Below are 14692 nucleotides of genomic sequence, written 5' to 3' on the forward strand. Positions count from 1 at the left end.
TTGGGGAGGAGCCTGCGCAGAGCCTGCGCGGCGAAGTTACGCGAGCTGGACCTGCCGTCACCGCTGACCATGGACGGCCTGCGGGCACACCTGGAGGAGGCCAGAGGCCGGCCGATCACCCTGATGCCCCTGCGCGGCCTCGAAGCGGGCGGGCCCTGCGGCCTCTGGATCGCGACCCCCGCCACCGACTTCATCCTCTACCGCGACAACACCTCGCCGCTGCACCGGTCGCACATCATCCTGCACGAGTTCTCGCACCTCGTCTTCGAGCACGCGCACGGCCTCGAAGGCGACTACCGCCGCGTCCTGCTGCCGAATCTCGGCGCCACCGCGATCCAGCGCATCCTGGGCCGGTCCGCCTACGCCGTACGCGAGGAACGGGAGGCGGAGACGCTGGCGTCCCTGCTCGCCCAGCGGATCACCGCGGCGCCGGCGGAAGGCGATGGGTCGGAGCGCGAACGCCTGCTGCGGGACCTCCTCGAATGACCCAGCCCGGGCTCCTGCGGCTGCTGCACATCGGCATCGCGGCGATCTGCTGGGTCGTGTTCGTCGTGAAGGCGGCCGACCTGGTCAGACGGCCACGGCACCCGGGGCTGCGCAGCCTGGTCGTCATCTGCCTCGGCCTGAGCGTGGCGCTGACGGTGGGGATTCCGCCCGTGTACGCGGCGTTCGACCGGCTGACCGACGTCCCCAACGCGGCCAAGCTGATCCAGCACCTGGCCACGCTCACCGCCGCCGGCGCGATCAGCGTCATGCTCGTCGGCCCTGACATCGCCCGCGCCCGTGACCGTGACCGCGACCGCCCCGGCGCCCGCGCCCGGGGCCGGGGCCGGGCCCGGGCCCGGCGGCGGATCGTCCTCGGCTGCGGCGCCGCGACCGCGATGACGGTCCTGTTCGCGCTCGCGCCGGTGGACGTCTCCGAGCCGATCCTGTTCGCCGACCGCTACTCGACGGCCGCCTTCATCCCGCAGTACATGCTGGTGTTCGTCGCGATGACGACCCTCGCCTGCGTCGACATCGCGCTCTCCACCTGGCGGTACGGGCGCCACACCGCGAGCGGCGCACTCCGCCTGAGCGTCCGGCTGGTCTCCGCCGCCGCGCTGTTCGGCATCGCCTACTGCCTCTACAAGGCCCTGTACGTCGCCGGCCGCCTCCTGGGCCACACCCCGGCGGACGGGGAGAACGCCGTCTCCACACCCCTGGCGCTGACCGCCGTCATCCTCGGCGCGACCGGTCTGGCCCTGCCCAAGCTGGGCGCGGCGGCGGAGACGGCCAGGAAGCGGCTCGCATGCCTGCGGGCGTACCGCCGGCTGCGTCCTCTCTGGTCCGACCTGCACGCCGCCATGCCCGAGATAGCCCTTCACCGGCCACGGACGCGCGAACCCCTCGCCATCCTCGACATCGAATACCGGCTGTACCGCCGCGTCATCGAGATCAACGACGGGCTGCTCGCCCTGGACATCGCCGCGCACCACGAACCCGGCCCGCGCGCGGCCGCCGCCGCGGCCTCGGCCGTGGCGCACGCGCTCAGAACCAGGGACGGGCGGGCCCTGGAAGCCGCCGATCAGCCGCCGGAGCGCTCGCTGGACGACGAGGTCAGATGGCTGGTCATGGTCGCCGACGCCTACCGGCCGGGAAGACTCCGGACGACCACGCCGACGAATCGCTCCGCCGGGACGTAGCCGTGGTGCCGCGAGTCGTACGAACGCGCCCGGTTGTCGCCCACGACCAGTAGTTTCCCCGCCGGGACCGCGGTCTCGGCCAGCGTGGGGAAGCCGATCCGGGGCACCGGGTCGCCGGGGACCGCCACGGCCCGCTTGATGACGAGCTCCGTGCCCTGCGCCGGGTCCCGCCTGACCAGCACCACCTGACCCCGCCGGACACGGGCGAAGGGCACCCGCCGGACCAGCACCCGGTCGCCGGGCGCGTACGCCGGCTCCATGCTCGGCCCGTCCACCGTCACCAGCAGGTGCCGCCCGCGTACCCACAGCAGGCAGGCGCCCCCCGACAGGGCGAGCGCCACGATCACGACCAGCATCGCCTCACCCCGTGAAGACCTCGACGAGATCGTCGAGCCGGATGACGAGCACGGAGACCGTCACGGCCCCCGCCCGCGAGACGCCGAACACCACGGCGATGAGACACCGGCAGGCGAGCGCCAGATGGCCGGCCATCACGTTACGGGCAGTCCGTCCAGAGGTTGGTGCATCCGCACCGGTGCCCGCTGATGCAGTCGTAACAGAGTTTGCCCCGGTAGTTGCGGCCGTTGACGAAGACGCAGCACGGGATGCAATCGCAGTTGCACCGGTCGAGGGCGGACGCCGTGGCCTTCGGCACGAAATTCTCGAGCAGCCGATCGCTCCATCGTTCCAGCAGTGCTTTCACGGTCACCTCCAGGTAGGGAGAATCGCTCCGGGCATTCTCGCCACCGCCGCTTTCCCGAAGCTGTCGGCTCGCGCCGCGGGGCGACAGGTTCGTGACAGGCCGCGGAAAGCACGGCAGGCCATCGTCGTCCCAGACACTGCTCTGCTCTGCTCACGAGCGAAGGGAATGACGCCCATGGTGTTCCTCACGGTCGCGGTGATTGTCGTCGGCGCACTGTGCCTGCTGAACCTGCTGCTGACGTTCGGCGTGATCCGACGGCTCCGCGCGCACACCGAGCGGCTGGAGATCCTGGGCGCGCAGGGGGTGCGGACGAGCGAGCTCATCCCGGTCCCCGGGTACGAGGTCCCCGAGGTCGCCGCGGCGACGGTCGATGGCGAGCCGGTCTCGTTCGCCGAGCGCACGCTGGTGGCGTTCTTCGCCCAGGGGTGCTCGGCGTGCGAGGACAAACTGCCCGAGTTCGTGAGTCACGCCGGCGCCGTGCCCGGCGGCCGCGACAGGGTGCTCGCCGTCGTCTCGGGGGAGCCCGGCCGCATGGCCGCGACGATCGACGCCCTGGCCGCCGTGGCGCGCGTGGTCACCGGCCCGCAGGCCGACCCCGTGATCGCGGCCTTCGGGGTACGCGCCTTTCCCACGTTCGGCGTGGTCGAGGGCGGTACGGTTCGCGCCATCGACAACGACCTGGCCCGCCTTCCCGAGCCGTCGAGGGCATGAACGCCATCGACGGGATGGGACGGCCCCGCCGCCACCTGACAACCAGGCGCCCGCCGTCGTCGGCGGCCGGCGCCTCACCTGCCTGTGGGTCGCCAGGAACCTCACCGACCGCCTTGTCTGTCAGGTGACGCGGTATCTGGCCGCCGCCAGCCAAAGTGGCCAGAGAGTTGGCCAGTGTCAGGAGAAGCGGTGGCCGGCCCCCTATGACGTGGCCAGTCGTCCACCCTTCAGGGCGAGCCCCAGATCCGCGCGGCGCTTACTAAATGTAACTGATCCGCTACTGACTGTATCCGTGGCCCGAGGTCGATGATTTCGTTCGTGACCCCTGACGACCACAGGCAAGCCACCGCTCGCACCAGCACGGGCCAGCGATGAGGCCGGTCGTGTCCCAGGGCTCTCACTCCCTTTTCCGGCGCGCGTCGGAACGACCGAAAGTGGGACTGTCCATGCTCAAGACCGCTCTCGTAGCCACCGCAACCGCAGCGACGATCATCGTGGGCGCCGCACCGGCGATGGCCAGCCCGCTGATCACCATCCGGACCTCGGCGGTTCTCCCGCCTTCTCCGGACGATGTCTACCCCGGAAGGGCCGCACTCGACGCCCAGTGCCCCCAAGGCTGGGTTCTCACCGGTGGCGGCGCACTCGTCAGGGCGGGAGATTCCCACACCGACCTGGTCGACTTGGACTCCAGCTACCCGCGCGACGACTCCACGTGGTGGGCCCATGGCAAGAACATGTCCACGAGCGCGGGAACCATCGAGGCGTACGCGATCTGCGCCCGCAGGGGCGTGCACATCGTGCCATAGCCTCCCGGGCGGGCCGAGATCGCCGTCGCCGGCCTGGTGCGATCCATGATAGGGGCGTGACAGCGTGACAAGACCCCGGCAGCGTGAGGCTGTCGGGGTCCTGCTTGACGGTTTGACGTGCGGGCCTTCCGCCGCATGCGGAGTGCGAACGCACACCACGTTCTCGAACTTGTTGAGTGACCCGCCTCCGGAGGATGGCCACGTTCGATGTCACGATCTGCGCGGCCGGCGCGAGGTCGCGCCATGGTCAATGGCCAGATTGAATGTCGCCTTCTACGTGGCCCCCGAGACCGCCCACCCCACGGCCACGGCTGGAGTTCCCGAGCCGGGTCAGGCCGGGTCGAGCCCGATGAGCCGGGCCAGGACGGCGACCTGGTCGGCGAAGTGCGCGATGAACTCGGGGGAGCGGGGATCGACGCCGCACACGCCCTCGATGACATGAGGCAGCGTGGTGGTCGCCATGGCGGCGCCCATGAGCATGACCAGCAGGCAGGCCGGATCGACCTCGGCGGGAAGCCGGCCCGACTCCCGTAGCGCGCGCAGCTCGGCGACGGTCTCGCCGAGGATCCGGGCGCGCGCCGCGTGGTCGGGGTCGTCGTCCGGGCCGGTGTATTGAAGGCCGCTCCAGGCGAACAGGCGGGTGCCGTCGGGATTGTGCAACGCCTCCATCGCGTGGCGGCGCAGTTGCTCGGGCAGCGGCGTGTCCGGCGGCGCCAGCTCGCCCCGCCGCTCCTGCCACAGGCGTGACACGGCCTGGTAGAGGCCCTCTTTGCCGTCGAAGTAGTAGGAGATCAGCTGCACGTTGACGCCCGCTCTGGAGGCGATCGCGCTGACCCGGGCCCCGGCGTAACCGTGCGCGCCGAACTCCGCCGCCGCGGCTTCCAGGATCAGCTTGCGGGTGCGCTCGGGGTCGCGCTGCCGATCCTGCGGCTGGGGCGACCTGCGCGGGCTCTGCGGGGACACACGGAAGATCTTACCTCAAGCACCTGTTTGAGTTAATCAAATGAACGCTTGACAGAGTTCTCCGGGTGGTTGACGATGGCGTGGTCCCAGAAGGTCTCAGAAGGTCCCAGAAGACGAAAGGCAATGACATGTCTCCTGCTGCACCACGGATCCTCATCGCCGGTGGCGGCGTCGGCGGGCTGGCGCTCGCACAGGCGCTGCGTCACGGCGGCCTCGACGTCGCCGTGTACGAGCGCGACCCCACCCCGGAGATCCGCGACCAGGGCTACCGCATCCACATCGACCAGGACGGCAATGCCGCGCTGCGCGCCTGCCTGCCGCCGAAGACGATGGACCTGGTACGCGACACCAGCGGCGCCAACGACGACGTGGTGGCCGAGTACACCCATGAGCTGCGACAGGTGGCGCGGCAGACCTTCCCGGGGATCACCGACGACCTGATCACCAATGTGGACCGGAACACCTTCCGGCAGGGCCTGCTCACCGGCCTGGACGGCATCGTGCACTTCGGGCGGACCGTGACCGGCTACCGGGTCACCGGCTCCGGGCGGGTGCGGGTGGAGTTCGCCGAAGGCGGCCACGACGAGGGCGACCTGCTGGTCGGCGCGGAGGGCGTCGGTTCGCCGGTACGCCGGCGACTGCTGCCGCACGCCACCGTACGAGACCTCGGCGTCCGCTGTGTCTACGGCCGGTTGACGATCACCGAGACCACCGCGGCGCTGATCCCGGAGGTCCTCAGTCACGGCTTCTCCTGGGTCTCCGACGGGACCGGGTACGGTGCCGGGTTCGCGCCGGTGCGCTTCCGCTCGCGGCCGGAGGGCGCGGCGGACTACCTGATGGTCACCCTCGTCGCGACCGGGAAGCGGTTCGGCCGGTCGGACGAGGAGCTGTTCGCGCTCTCCTCCGAGGAGCTGTGGCGGCTGAGCGTCGAGGCGACCGCCGCGTGGCATCCGGCGGTCAGGGAGCTGTTCGCGCGCGCCGACCGGGACGCGTTCTTCCCGATCACCATCAGGGCCGGCGTGCGGGTCGCCGCGTGGCAGCCGGGCCCGGTCACGCTGCTCGGCGACGCCATCCACACCATGCCGCCGAGCGGAGGCGTCGGCGCCAACACGGCGTTGCAGGACGCCGCGACGCTGGCCGGCGAGCTGCTCGCGCGCGGGGAGAAACCGCTGATCGACGCGGTGGCGGCGTACGAGCGGATCATGATCCCGCGCGGGTTCGACACCATCGACACCTCGGTCGGGATCGCCGGCCGGCTGTTCGGGGCAACCACCTGACCGGGGCGGACGAGGCGCGTTTGCTCCGGTATTCGCTTACTGTGCATCTCGGGGGAGTTGCTGCGGGAGAATGTGCACGGTTTGTGCCATGTGCTGGGGGAAACACGGAGGATGACGTCGGGGATGAGCACGCAGACGCAGGAGCATCTCGGCCCTTACCGGAAGATCCGGGAGATCGGCTCGGGCGGCATGGGGGTCGTGCATCTCGGGCTGGACGGCGCGGGGCGGCAGGTCGCGATCAAGGTGCTGCATCCGCACGTGGCCGCGGACCTGAAGGCGCGCGATCGGCTGTCGCGCGAGGTGGAGACGATGCGGCGGGTGCGCAGCCGGTACGTCGCCGAGGTGATCGACGCCGAGCTGTCGGGCGGCCGGCCTTACGTGGTGACCCGGTTCGTCGCGGGCCGCACGCTGGAGGACACCGTGATGGCCGAGGGCCCGCTGGCCGCGCGCGACGTGATCGGGCTGGCGCAGGGTTTGTGCCAGGCGCTGGTGGACATTCACGCGGCCGGGGTGATCCACCGGGACCTGAAGCCGTCGAACGTGATGCTGGTCGGCGGTGAGCCGCTGGTGATCGATTTCGGGATCGCGCACCTGGTGAACGCGTCCCGGTTGACGCAGACCGGGATGGTCGTGGGCACGCCGGGCTACCTGGCGCCGGAGATCATCCGGGCGGGGCAGATCACGCAGGCGGCCGACGTGCACGCGCTGGCCTCGACGGTGTTCTTCGCGGCGACGGGGCTGGCGCCGTTCGGGACGGGGTCGTTCGAGTCGGTCTGCTTCAACACGATGGAGGGGCGGGCGCGGATCGACGAGGCGCCGGTGTGGCTGCGGGCGTGGCTGAGCCGTGCGCTGTCGGTGGACCCGGAGGCCCGGCCCCGCGCGGGCGAGCTGCTCCGGCTGGCCAGAGCCCTGCAACCGGCGGGCGGTCCCGGTGGCGCGCCGCATACGGCGAGCGGGCCGGGTGCGGCGCCCCCTTGGGCGGGCCATCCCGTAGACAGAGCCGGGGAGGGGCGGCCGTCCGAGCGTACGCTCACCATGGACGCCGTGTCCGACCTCCTGCCGCCGGTCGCGTACGCCCGCCGGGAGGAGCACCCCGCCGAGCCGGCCCCGGCGCCGACCGAGCTGTCCGGCCGGCCACGGCCGCGCCGCCCGGCGCCCCCGCCCGCGGAGCCGTTCGAGTGGCGGCGGTTCGTGAAGGGCAGCGGCTTCGTCGGCGTGCTCGCCCTGGTGACGCTGGTGGCGCTGACCGTCATGAACCCGGTCGTGATGGGGCTGATGGCGGTGGCGCTGTCGCTGGCGTTGCGGGCGGGTGAGCGTGTCCTGGGCGAGCACATCGGCTACGAGTACGACGACGATGAGGCGCGCCCGCCGTGGTCGATGATCGGGGCGGTGGCGGTGGGCAACCTGCTGGCGTCACTGGCCTTCGGCATCGCCGTCGCGGGCGTGCTCCACTGGGCCGGCGACTTGAGCACCGACTCGGCGGAGTCCCTCGCCGCGGGCGCGTTCACGCTGGGGCTGTTCGTGCTGCCCGGCTCGGGCGTGGTCCGGCGCACCGCCTCCCGCATCCTGGCCCGCCTCCTGCCCGGCCCCAGCGCGACCGTGGTCACGGTGGCCGTGATGGGGCCGATCGCGCTGACCGCGGTGATCGTGGCCCTGCTCCAAGGGCTGTAGTCCCCGTCCCTCCGAGGTGCTACCCCCCTCTGTCCGCACGTCGGTTTGACCCCGCCCCGAAGACCTGAACAGCCTGCGCCGGTGTCATTCTCAGGCCATCGGCGAAGATCTACGCTGTCCGGAGGAGGTCTACCTGAGATGACCACGACGTTCGGCTCGATCGGCAGCGGGCGGCGGACCCGGTTCTTCCTGCGGCTGGCGGCGGCGGTCCCCGACCGGCTCCGGGTCGGCGGTGTCGTCACCCGCAGCGCGGAACGCGGCGCCGAGATCACCGCGGAATATGGCGTACCGGCCTTCCGCACGATGGACGAACTGCTCCGGCACGAGCGGCCCGACTACATCGCCGCCGCGGTGCCCTGGCCGGCGATGCCGGACGCGATCCGCGAGGTGGCCGGGCACCGGATGCCGGTCCTGGCCGAGACGCCGCCCGCGCCCGACGTGGCCGGGCTGCGAGAGTTGTGGCGCGACGTGGGCGGCACCGGCCTGGTGCAGGTGGCCGAGCAGTATCTGCTGATGCCCGGCCACGCGGCCCGGCTGGCGATCGTCCGCGAGGGCGTGATCGGCGAGCCCACCTCGGTCCAGGTCTCCTCGACCCACCTCTACCACGCGGTGTCGCTGATCCGCGGCCTGCTGGGCATCGGGTTCGAGGCCGCCGAGGTGCGGGCCGGCGCGTTCGAGGCGCCGCTCGCCGACCCGCTCGGGTTCGGCGGGTGGACCGGCGACGACACCCCGCGACGGCTGACCACGACCATCGCGACCCTCGACTTCGGCGGCCGGATGGGCCTGTACGACTTCACCGACAACCAGTGGTGGAACCCGCTGCGAACGCGGCGCATCGTGGTGCGCGGCTCGATCGGCGAGCTGGCCGACGACCGGGTGGTCCGGCTGGCCGACCCCGTGACGCCGGTGGAGTCGCTCCTGATCCGGCGGGACACCGGCGTCGACCTCAACCTGGAGCTGCGCGACCTCAAGCACATCAGCTTCGACGGGCGGGTGGTCTACCGCAACCCGTTCGACGGCGCGGGGTTGTCCGACGACGACATCGCGGTCGCGGACATCCTCGCGCGCACGGGCGCCTGGGCCCGCCAGGAGGGCCCGCCCCCATACCCGCTCGCGGAAGCCTGCCAGGACCACCTGATCAGCGTCGCCATCGGCGAGTCGGCGCGGACCGGCGGCCCGGTCACCACCGGCAAGGAGGACTGGGCGCGCTGAACAGTGATCAGCGTTCCAGCTCCAGATCCATCAGCTCGGCCCGGGAGCCGACACCGAGCTTCGGATAGGCCTTGTACAGGTGATATTCGATCGTCCGCGGGCTGAGGAACAGGTGGGCGGCGATGTCCCGGTTGGCCATGCCGTCCGCGGCCAGCCTGACCACCTGGAGTTCCTGGGGCGTGAGGAGGCTGGCCGGGCCCTCGGCCGTGGACACGGCCTTGGAGCCCAGGGCGCGCAGCTCGGCCTGGGCCCGCAGCGCCCACGGGTGGGTGCCGAGCAGGTCGAACAGGTCGAACGCGGTACGCAGGTGCTCCCGCGCGGCGGCCCGCTGTTTGTCGCGGCGCAGGAACTCGCCGTACACCAGCTCGGCTCTGGCGCGTTCGAACCGCTGGTCGGAGTCGGCGTGCCGGTCGTGGATGCGTACGGCCTCGGCCAGGTGCGTCCCGGCCTCGGCGCCCTGGGCGAGCAGGCCCCGCGACCTGGCCGCGCACGCCGCCATCAGGGGTGTGCCCACCGCCTTGGCCCAGTGCTCGAACTCGGCCAGCGGCTCCACGGCCAGGTCGGGCCGGCCCGCCCGGACGGCCGTCTCGATCAGGTCCGGCGCCGCGTACAGGGCCACCGTCTGGTGCCTGCGCCCGCCGTGCCAGAGCGGCGCCAGGCACTCCAGCGCCTCCCGCGCGTCGCCCAGCCCGAGGTGGAGCAGCCCGGACGCCCAGATGCCCATGACCCGGCCCGCCTCCACGGCCGGATCCAGGCCGGCGACCAGCGTCCGGCAGCGCTCGGTGTCGCCGTAGATCGCGGCCAGCCACGCGAGGATGCCGCCGAGATGCTGGACACGGTGCGACTGCCCGATGTCGTGGGCCACCCGTAACGCCTCGTCGGCCGCCTCCGCCGCGTCGCGATGCCGGCCGTTCACCATCTGGGCCTGCGCCAGCAGGGCGAGGGCCGGCGGCAGCACCCCGATCAGCCCGTCGTCGCGGCACCGGGCCACCAGCGCGGCGCCGACCCGGCACGCCGTCGTGTGGTCGCCCGCCAGCAGGCTCAGCGAGGCCGCGAGGAGGAACTGGGCAGGTTGGTCCTGAGCCGTCTCCAGCAGGTGGCCGACCGCGTCGCGTACCGGCGTGAGGTCGTGCACCCGCTCGTCGTTGATCACCTGGGCGACCGTCATCAGCCCGGCGGGCAGCGGGCCTGGCCCGGCCATGGCGGTCGCGGTGGCGCGGGCCAGCTCGGCGTCGCTGCCGAACACGGCGTGCCTGGCCGCGTCGACCAGCATCAGGGTCGCCGCCTCCCGATCCGCCGCCGCCACCCGCCCGGCGCCCTCGACGAGGATGCGACCGGCCCGGCTCGGCGACCCGTGCTCGAACTCCACCGACGCCAGGACGTGGTCGGCCCTGGCCCGAATGGGCAGGTCGCAGGTGAGCGGGCCGGCCCGCTCGGCCAGGGCGACGGCCTTGTCCAGGTGACCGGCGCGGACCGCGAGCTCGGCGGCCCGAACCATCCGGTCCGCCCTGGTCCGCTCGTCGGTCGTCAGCTCGGCGGCGCGTTCCAGGGCCGCCGACGCCGCCGGGGCGTCGTGCCGGTCCAGAGCCTGTACGGCCGCGCGCTCCAGCTCGTCGGCCACGTCGTCGTCGGTGCCCCGCACCGCGGTGGCCAGGTGCCAGGCCCGGCGGCCGGTGTGCGCCTCCCCGGTCAGGACGGCGGCGAGCGCGCGGTGCGCGGCCACCCGCAGGTGGTGCGGCGTGCCCTGGTAGGCGGCGGCGCGGATCAGCGGATGGCGGAACCGGATCCCGGGGACCGGGCCGCCCGAGCCGGTGACGTGCACCAGGCCGGCCTGTTCGGCGGGGCCGAGCGCGTCCGCCGCGGCGCCCAGCTCCTCGGCGGCGCGCAGGATCGGCTCGGCGTCGCCCATGTCGTCGGCCGCCGCGACGAGCAGCACGAGCTGCGTGGCCTCGGGAAGGTCCTCGATCCTGGCACGGAACGCTCGCTGCACCCGGCCGGGCGATGGCTCGGCGCCCACCGCCGACGGGAGCGGGCCCGCGCGCCCGGCCCGCCGGTCGTCGGTGAGCGCGGCGGAGAACTCCAGCAGCGCGAGCGGGTTCCCGGCGGCCTCGTCCAGGATCCGCCGCCTGGCCTGCGCCGACATGCCGCCCGCGCGATCGGCGAGCAGCTCGGCGGCGGCCGTGTCCGGCAGCCGGCCCAGCCGCATCCGGGGGATTCCCGGCGCGGGGTCGTCCTCGCGGGAGCTGAAGATCATGCAGATGCCCTCCGCCTCCAGGCGCCGCGCGGCGAACAGCAGCGCGGCGGCGGAGGCGGTGTCCAGCCACTGGAGGTCGTCGACCAGGCACAGCACCGGTCCCGGATCGTGCTCGGAGAGCAGGGTGAGCGCGGCCAGCCCGGTGAGGAAGAGGTCCTGGGAGGCTGAGGGGCTGAGCCCGAACGCGCTGCGCAGCGCCGCCGCCTGCCTGGGCGGGAGCCGGTGGAGGCGGTCGAGCAGGGGGCGGAGCAGCAGGTGCAGCCCGGCGAACGGATATTTCGCCTCGGACTCGACGCCGAACGTCTCCAGCACGGCCATCCCCGAGTCCTTGGCGTGGGCCAGCAGCGCCGACTTCCCGATGCCCGCCTCGCCGTGGACGATGAGGGCTCCGCTGCGCCGGTCATGGGCCGCCCGCAGCATCCGGTCGATCGTGCTCAGCTCGTCGGTACGTCCGTACAGCATCCTTCCTCCGGCGGCGCTCCACCCGAAAAACCGTGGGTCACGATGGTCTGTGATCCTACGTTGATCGCCTGGAGCGCGCTGCCGGACCGGTCAAACGTTGTCGTGGTAGTACAAAGCGAGCGCGGCGCGCTGTAGCGGCGAGACGCCGTCGCACGACTTCCTGGAGGCGCTCATGTCCTCCCACTGATAGACGCCGCACCACGTCCCGGTGCTGGTGGTACGCACGGCGGTGTGGTTCATCTTCGCCCCCGTCGTGGACTTGCCGAAGGTGACCCAGTTGTCGGCGCGGTAGTTGTTGGTGGCCGACTTCCTGGCCACCCACTGGTCGTGGTCGGAGGCGATCGCGGTGTACTCGGTGCTCATCTGGGAGCGCGGGTTGTACTCCAGCCACTTCAGGAAGCCGCTTTTCGGCCTCATGTCGCTGCACTGCTCGTGGGTGAGGGCGCAGGCGGTGCCGAGGTTGGCGCCGGCGTGCGGGGTGCCCAGGGTGACGACGTCCTCGATGTAGAGCCGGGCCGGCCAGTCGCCGTCGCCGCCGTACCGGTTGACGCCCTCGATCGCGGCCCTGGTCACCAGGCCGCCCATCGAGTGGGCGACGACGTCCACCGGCTGCTTGTACGTGGTCCACTGGCTGTCGACGAACCAGGCGAGCCGGCGGCCGAGCTCCTGGATGCGGGTGTCGGTGGTGCCGGCGAACTCGTGGTCGCAGCGCGTGCCGCCGCCGTAGTAGCCGAACGTGACGAAGCGGCCGGTGAAGCCCTTGCTCCGCAGCGCCTTCTTGGCCGGGGCCCAGGTGCTCTCGCAGTTGGTGTTCGCGCTGCGGCTCCAGCCGTGGACGAACACCGTCGTCCGCGTCTTGGAGTTCGCGCGCGCCGGCGCCGCCTCGGCGAAGGCGGGTGTCGTGGCGAGGAACCCGGCGCACAGGGAGAGCACGGTGACGACCGTGCCACCTCGCATTAATCGAGCCTTTACCCCCGGAAAACCCAGATGTGTGCTCATGGCATGAACGGTAGGAACGACGGTGGCCTCCGCGAATCCGTAGCCGCTACTGGGATGTCCCCACCATGATCTTGCCAGGAAAGGTGGCGTTCGTGCTCATGAACGGCGGCCGGGGCATCGGCAGGACGCGGATGAGCCGCCCATGCGGGGGTGGCAGAAATTTCCAGGAACGTCGGCGGGCCTGAAAAGAAATATTGAGCAGAATGAGCAAAAGCCTGGACCGACGGCTTGACGCGATGGACGATCCGTTCGTCGATCCGAAGATCGTGGACACGCCCGGGCGCTCGATGACCCGCACACCCTGGAGATGGTTCATGGATCTGTCAGCCGTCCCCCGAGAGCCGGACAGTCACTGGGACTGTTCCGGACGCGGCCCCGTCACGAGGAGATGAAGCGAGCGGTCGTCACCTTCCGGTGGCGGCCGCCCGCCTTCACAGGGCCGCCCGGTCACCGGCGGAGGTGACGATGCTCCAGGGCAGTCCGGGCAGCTCGACCCGGTCGGGCCCGGGGTCCAGGAGCAGCGAGCCGGCGGGCAGCCGTGGTGAGTTGGTGGCCACCACCCGGTTCTCGCCGTTCACCAGCGTGATCTGCGCCGGGCTCGCGGCCAGCACGCCGAGCAGCAGCGCCTCGAACCGGGCCGCCCGCACGTCGGCGCCCACCACGCCGAGGAAACGGCCGTCGACCTCGGCGGGCGCGGTGAAGGTCAGCATGTACGTGTCGGTGCCGCCGTAGTCGACGTACGGGCCGACGATGTGGCGGCGGCGGGTGCGCTCGGGCACGGCGAACCATTCGGCGGCCGTGTAGTCGTAGAAGTCGAGGCTCTCCGGGTTGAGGTCGACGTCGAGGAAGATCGGATCCTGCTCGGGCGGCGCCTGCCACCACTCCAGCCACCGCCGCCGGTCGGCCAGCACGCCGGGCGCGACGATGACCCCCGCTCCCGCCACCACCTCGTGCGTGCTGCTCAGGCAGGCGAAGATCTCCGGCCGGACCGCGGCCAGGTCGGCGCAGGCGAACGAGCCGGAGGCGCGATAGCAGGCCACGACGCTCGCCAGGACGCGATCTAAGGAGCGGAAGATGTCCGCCACGATCGTGTGGACCCGGTCCGCTACCTGACCGACGTGCCGATCGCTCATCGTTGCCTCCTCACTCGGATGCGACGAGCCGCCAATGGAACTCCATCAGACGCTCTATCCCCTTGTCGATGTGTTCCTCGGTGAGCGATCTGGCCCGGGCCGGGTCGCGGGCCTCGATGGCGTCGATCACCTGGGTGTGGCTGTGCACGACGTCGCGCGGGTCGACGGCCTCGCCATAGGGGAGCCAGAGCAGCTCGCCCACCTCGGCCTGGATGTCGATCTCGGCGCGCGTGAGCCGTACGGACTGGGCCGCGGCGGCGACCTCGATGTGGAAGCGGCCGTCGGCGCGGCGGCGGGCGCCCACCGAGGTGGCCGCGTCGAGGCGGCCGAGGACCTGGCGCAGGCGGGCGACGTTGTCGGCGGAGGCCCGCAGGGCGGCCAGCCGGGCGGCGGTGCCCGCGATCGCGGAGCGGTAGTCGCCGATCTCGCGCAGCTCCGAGCTGCTCAGCTCGCGCAGGCGGCGGCGCAGCCGGGCCGCGGACGGGTCGGCGGGCGCGAGCACGAACGTGCCCCCGCCGCGCCCCCTGCGGGTCTCGACCAGCCCGCGCTCGCGCAGGGCGGCCAGGGCCGCGCGCAGGGTCACGGTGGAGACGTTGAGCGCGTTGGCCAGCTCCAGCTCGGCGGGGAGCTGGTCGCCGTCGGCGATGAGGCCGAGCGCGATCGCCTCGGCCAGCCGCCGCACCACGACCTCCGCCCGGCCGGAACCGTCGTCGACCGGGGCGAAGACCGCCGCCTTGGGGAGCTGACTCACGCGGTCCAGCATATTGCCTTTTGAAATATGAACTCATAGTTTTAAGCGCAACCCCGTCGTAGGGAGGC

At 72.0% G+C, this 14692-nt stretch carries 15 protein-coding genes; 7 read left to right on the plus strand and 8 right to left on the minus strand.

The window, feature by feature from the left end:
• Together C4V41_RS05305 and C4V41_RS05315 are read left to right on the plus strand one after the other, a co-directional pair.
• On the plus strand, window positions 1-486 hold the full coding sequence (locus C4V41_RS05305; RefSeq protein WP_103954546.1) for a hypothetical protein: 486 nt from the start codon (window positions 1-3) through the stop codon (window positions 484-486).
• On the plus strand, window positions 483-1682 hold the full coding sequence (locus tag C4V41_RS05315; RefSeq protein WP_146103545.1) for an MAB_1171c family putative transporter: 1200 nt from the start codon (window positions 483-485) through the stop codon (window positions 1680-1682). The genes C4V41_RS05305 and C4V41_RS05315 overlap by 4 nt, the downstream gene beginning before the upstream one ends.
• On the opposite strand, the gene C4V41_RS05320 is transcribed toward C4V41_RS05315, so the two are convergent.
• Genes C4V41_RS05320 through C4V41_RS05325 form a run of 3 tightly spaced genes read right to left on the minus strand, consistent with a single transcriptional unit; the run spans window position 1625 to window position 2385 of the window.
• On the minus strand, window positions 1625-2038 hold the full coding sequence (locus tag C4V41_RS05320; RefSeq protein ID WP_103954549.1) for a S26 family signal peptidase: 414 nt from the start codon (window positions 2036-2038) through the stop codon (window positions 1625-1627). The genes C4V41_RS05315 and C4V41_RS05320 overlap by 58 nt on opposite strands.
• A gap of 4 nt (window positions 2039-2042) precedes the next feature.
• Window positions 2043-2174: a hypothetical protein gene (locus C4V41_RS65255; protein WP_268808532.1), complete on the minus strand. Its 132-nt coding sequence runs from the start codon at window positions 2172-2174 to the stop codon at window positions 2043-2045.
• Window positions 2175-2178: 4 nt separating this feature from the next.
• Window positions 2179-2385: a hypothetical protein gene (locus tag C4V41_RS05325; protein WP_146103546.1), complete on the minus strand. Its 207-nt coding sequence runs from the start codon at window positions 2383-2385 to the stop codon at window positions 2179-2181.
• A gap of 174 nt (window positions 2386-2559) precedes the next feature.
• Here C4V41_RS05325 and C4V41_RS05330 point away from each other — a divergent pair, with 174 nt between their 5' ends.
• A complete protein-coding gene (locus C4V41_RS05330) occupies window positions 2560-3096 on the plus strand; it encodes a peroxiredoxin family protein (RefSeq protein WP_103954551.1) in 537 nt (178 codons plus the stop codon).
• A 446-nt stretch (window positions 3097-3542) separates the two neighbouring features.
• Window positions 3543-3902 (plus strand): hypothetical protein, encoded by a 360-nt coding sequence (locus tag C4V41_RS05335; RefSeq protein ID WP_146103547.1) that lies wholly within the window; start codon window positions 3543-3545, stop codon window positions 3900-3902.
• Window positions 3903-4232: 330 nt separating this feature from the next.
• Here C4V41_RS05335 and C4V41_RS63980 read toward each other — a convergent pair whose 3' ends face one another.
• Window positions 4233-4865 carry a TetR/AcrR family transcriptional regulator gene (locus C4V41_RS63980; protein ID WP_103954553.1) on the minus strand — a complete coding sequence of 211 codons (633 nt, stop codon included), beginning with the start codon at window positions 4863-4865 and terminating at the stop codon, window positions 4233-4235.
• 128 nt (window positions 4866-4993) lie between these two features.
• Between C4V41_RS63980 and C4V41_RS05345 the strand changes: the two genes are divergently transcribed.
• The 3 genes from C4V41_RS05345 to C4V41_RS05355 all read left to right on the plus strand — a co-directional run bounded on the left by C4V41_RS05345 (window position 4994) and on the right by C4V41_RS05355 (window position 9025).
• Window positions 4994-6142: an FAD-dependent oxidoreductase gene (locus tag C4V41_RS05345; RefSeq protein ID WP_103954554.1), complete on the plus strand. Its 1149-nt coding sequence runs from the start codon at window positions 4994-4996 to the stop codon at window positions 6140-6142.
• Window positions 6143-6265: 123 nt separating this feature from the next.
• Entirely contained in the window at window positions 6266-7813 is a 1548-nt protein-coding gene (locus C4V41_RS05350; protein ID WP_103954555.1) for a serine/threonine-protein kinase, read from the plus strand.
• Window positions 7814-7951: 138 nt separating this feature from the next.
• A complete protein-coding gene (locus C4V41_RS05355) occupies window positions 7952-9025 on the plus strand; it encodes a Gfo/Idh/MocA family protein (protein ID WP_103954556.1) in 1074 nt (357 codons plus the stop codon).
• Window positions 9026-9032: 7 nt separating this feature from the next.
• On the opposite strand, the gene C4V41_RS05360 is transcribed toward C4V41_RS05355, so the two are convergent.
• The 4 genes from C4V41_RS05360 to C4V41_RS05375 form a co-directional block, all read right to left on the minus strand.
• Complete coding sequence (locus C4V41_RS05360; protein WP_103954557.1) at window positions 9033-11741, minus strand: helix-turn-helix transcriptional regulator; 2709 nt, start codon at window positions 11739-11741, stop codon at window positions 9033-9035.
• Between the two features lie 90 nt (window positions 11742-11831).
• Window positions 11832-12698, minus strand: coding sequence for an esterase/lipase family protein (locus C4V41_RS05365; RefSeq protein ID WP_160150172.1), 867 nt, complete (start codon window positions 12696-12698; stop codon window positions 11832-11834).
• A 473-nt stretch (window positions 12699-13171) separates the two neighbouring features.
• Window positions 13172-13873: a cache domain-containing protein gene (locus tag C4V41_RS05370; protein ID WP_103954559.1), complete on the minus strand. Its 702-nt coding sequence runs from the start codon at window positions 13871-13873 to the stop codon at window positions 13172-13174.
• Between the two features lie 10 nt (window positions 13874-13883).
• Window positions 13884-14624 carry a FadR/GntR family transcriptional regulator gene (locus C4V41_RS05375; protein WP_200823749.1) on the minus strand — a complete coding sequence of 247 codons (741 nt, stop codon included), beginning with the start codon at window positions 14622-14624 and terminating at the stop codon, window positions 13884-13886.
• Window positions 14625-14692 lie beyond the last annotated feature (68 nt).

The sequence above is a fragment of the Nonomuraea solani genome (genome assembly GCF_900108335.1).
GTDB lineage: Bacteria > Actinomycetota > Actinomycetes > Streptosporangiales > Streptosporangiaceae > Nonomuraea > Nonomuraea solani.